4 protein-coding genes are annotated in these 2,920 nt (G+C 66.6%); all 4 read right to left on the bottom strand.

Annotation, left to right across the window (positions count from 1 at the left end; all coding sequences use genetic code 11):
- On the bottom strand, positions 1-948 hold a 948-nt coding region (locus AC1DHD_RS15380), incomplete at its 3' end, for a hypothetical protein (RefSeq protein WP_476880546.1).
- Positions 949-953: 5 nt separating this feature from the next.
- Positions 954-1,850, bottom strand: coding sequence for a glycosyltransferase family 2 protein (locus tag AC1DHD_RS15375; protein ID WP_476880545.1), 897 nt, complete (start codon positions 1,848-1,850; stop codon positions 954-956).
- Complete coding sequence (locus AC1DHD_RS15370; protein WP_476880544.1) at positions 1,850-2,263, bottom strand: DUF2304 domain-containing protein; 414 nt, start codon at positions 2,261-2,263, stop codon at positions 1,850-1,852. The genes AC1DHD_RS15375 and AC1DHD_RS15370 overlap by 1 nt, the downstream gene beginning before the upstream one ends.
- 3 nt (positions 2,264-2,266) lie before the next feature.
- A partial coding sequence (locus AC1DHD_RS15365) for a glycosyltransferase family 2 protein (RefSeq protein ID WP_476880543.1) occupies positions 2,267-2,920 on the bottom strand: 654 nt, incomplete at its 5' end.

Below are 2,920 nucleotides of genomic sequence, written 5' to 3'. Positions count from 1 at the left end.
GTGCCACGGCGAGAGGCCCTTCTCCGTGGCGTGCGCACCCTCGGGGACCTTCTTCAGGCCCAGGACGGTCTGGGCCTTGGTCAGCGGGCCGCTGGCCCAGTACTCCAGGAACGGGACCACGGTGTGGGTGTCCCAGCCGAGCAGCCGGGACAAGTCGTGCGGGGCGCGCATGTCGCCGCGGCCCAGCTCGGCCTCGGCGATCGAGGTCAGGACGTGCTGGGGCGTTGATTCCTCGTAGAATTCCGGCCACAGGTCCCGCATGACCAGGCCCGGGTCCGCGGCGGCGTTGGCGCCCAGCCGGAAGTCCGGCCCATAAATGGCGACGTCGGCCCCGCTGACGGCGGCGTACATGATGGACGTCGACAACCGGTTGGACACCACCCGTTTGGCCACGGACATCATCCACAGAATGCGGCCGATGAACTGCGGGTCGCGGCGGTCCCCGGCGCTGACCACGTCGTGGCCGGCCGAGCGCCAGGCGTCCAGGATCTCGGCGTTGTGCAGGTCGTCGATGTGGAGGCACACCGTGGCCGGGCCCTCTTTCTCCCGGACCATCCGCGCGTACGCGCCGTGGTCACCGTCCACCTTGAGCAGCGCCGTCCCGTGGAGCGGGAGCACCAGGGTACGGTCGGACCGCTCCGGAACGGCGCCCTCGGCGCGGGCAGCGTCGAGAAGGTAGAGGTACGGCGCACCGATGGCGTCCAGCATGGGGGTGCCGTCGCTGAAGAAGTTGCCGGCATCTTCCGGGCTCCAGCCCCGGGAGGAGCTGGTCCAGGACAGCCGGCGCCGGGCCGGGCCCCAGCTGGCGAAATCGCCGAACTGGGCCGTTACCGGGCTGCTGACCGTCCAGCCGTGCTGGATGAGGCCGGAGACGTGGCGGAGCCTGCGGGAGCCGCAGTACAGGGCGAAAACGGCAGAGTGGCCGTAGTAGTGGTTCTGGATGTCCATAGCGGTCAGGGCCGTACGGCGTGCGTGACGAGCTTGCGCAGGCCCGGCCACATCTTCTTCGAGACCACCTTGGGGGTCAGCGAAACGGCGTTCAGGCGGGACGTCAGGTGCCAGCGCGCGGCGCGGGCTGCCGAGGTCCATCCCTTGGCGCCGAAGTCACGGACGCACTCGTCAAAGAAGGCACGCTCCTCGGCGAACCGGCGGCCATCCAGGGCACGGACCGAGGAGTCCGATTCGCGGTGGCGGCGGTACTGGAAGCAGACGGTGTCCACAACGGCCATCTTGCCGCCGCTGAGGATGATGTCGACGGCCAGCGCGAGGTCCTGGACGACGTCGTACTGGGGACGGAAGTCGTGCTTCTTGATGGCCTCGGCGCGCCAGGCAACCGACGGGAAGTACAGCCAGTCACCCACCATCAGGCTCTCGGCGATGGCTTCGCCGGCGACGATCGCTTCGGACGTCTTTCCGACCAGCTTGTGGCGGAGGAACTGCTTCACCGAGTCGCCCAGGGGCTGGTACACGGCGCCGTTTTCGTCGATGACCTCGACTCCGGGCTGGACAATGCTGACGCTGGGGTCCTGGAAGGCCTTGCGGACCGTGCTGAGGTAGTTCGGCAGCATCAGGTCATCGGCGCCCATGATGACCACGATGTCGTGTTCGACCAGGCCGACGCATTTCTTGTAGTTGCCGTTGGCCCCGAGGTTGGCTTCGTTGCGGTAGTACCGGATGCGGTCGTCGGTGGCTACCAGACCGGCGAAGTAGTCCGGCAGGGTGTCGTCGGGGTACCCGTCGTCGACAATCGTGAACCGGAAGTCCTTGTCGTCCTGTGCGAGTACGGAGGAAACGGCAGCCTTCATCATGGCCACGTCGCCGTAGTACGGGAACATTACGTCAATAGTCACTATTTTCTTCTCTCGGTTGGCGGCACGGCGGAAGCCGTCGCGGCCTCGCCTGCCGTCGGCTGGATTGGTTGGGATTCCCGCTGGAGTCGTTCCACGGAGGACCGCAGAATGGCGACTTCCTCGGCAAGAATTCGGGTCTCATCTTCAAGAATGGTCAGTTCGCGCGACACGTGGAGGCTGACGCCCACGAGCAGCAGGATCGCCAGGGCGAACAACAGGTTGGACGGAACGACGACGCCGACCACCGAGGCCGCCCAGTTGAGCAGGCGGGGGAAGATGCCCAGGATGATCGTCAGCGTGCCGATGACCAGCCACAGGATGGCGTACTTCTCCCGCAACCTGCCGTTGCGGAGCATGATGAGGACGACGGCCACCATCACGATGGACAGAATCAAGGAACCTGCAACGTTCATGCCTTAGGCACTTCCCTCTCCGGCAATGTCGCCGGACAGCGGCGCATGCAGTTCGGCCGCGCGCGGAGTCCGGCGGCGGGCCAGCGCGAAGCACAGGACCAGGCCTGAGCGCGCAAGATAAATAGATGCTTTGATGGGGCCCTGGCTGGGGGTACCGGCCTGGCGCTCCTTCATTTCGACGGGCACCTGCGTGACCCGGCAGCCGGACTTGACGGCCACCACGAGCGAGTCGATGGTGTCGCCGAGGTATTCGGCCGGGAAATGCGAGACGTACTGCCGGAGCGCGGTCTCGTTGGCGGCGCGGAACCCCGAGGTGACGTCCGTCAGCTGGGTTCCTGCTACGGCCGAGATCACCTTGGCCAGGAAGAACATGGCCCAGCGGCGGGGACCCTTGGCCCCGTAGTTGCCTTTGCCGGCGAAACGGGCACCGATCGAGATGTCCGCGTGCTCGAGACCTGCCAGGACACGGTCGATGTCGTGGGGATCGTGCTGGCCGTCCGCGTCCACCTGGATGACCGAGGTGTAACCGTTGCGGAGGGCGTATTTGAATCCCGCCCGCATGGCCCCGCCCACGCCAAGGTTAAAGGGCAGGCGCAGGACCGTGGCGCCGGCTTCCCGGGCAATCCTCGGAGTGTCGTCCTTCGAACCGTCGTCGAC

Source organism: Arthrobacter sp. 05L45_2 (assembly GCF_056397525.1).
Note: the sequence above shows the minus strand (reverse complement) of the source record. Positions and strands in the feature narration are given on the sequence as shown.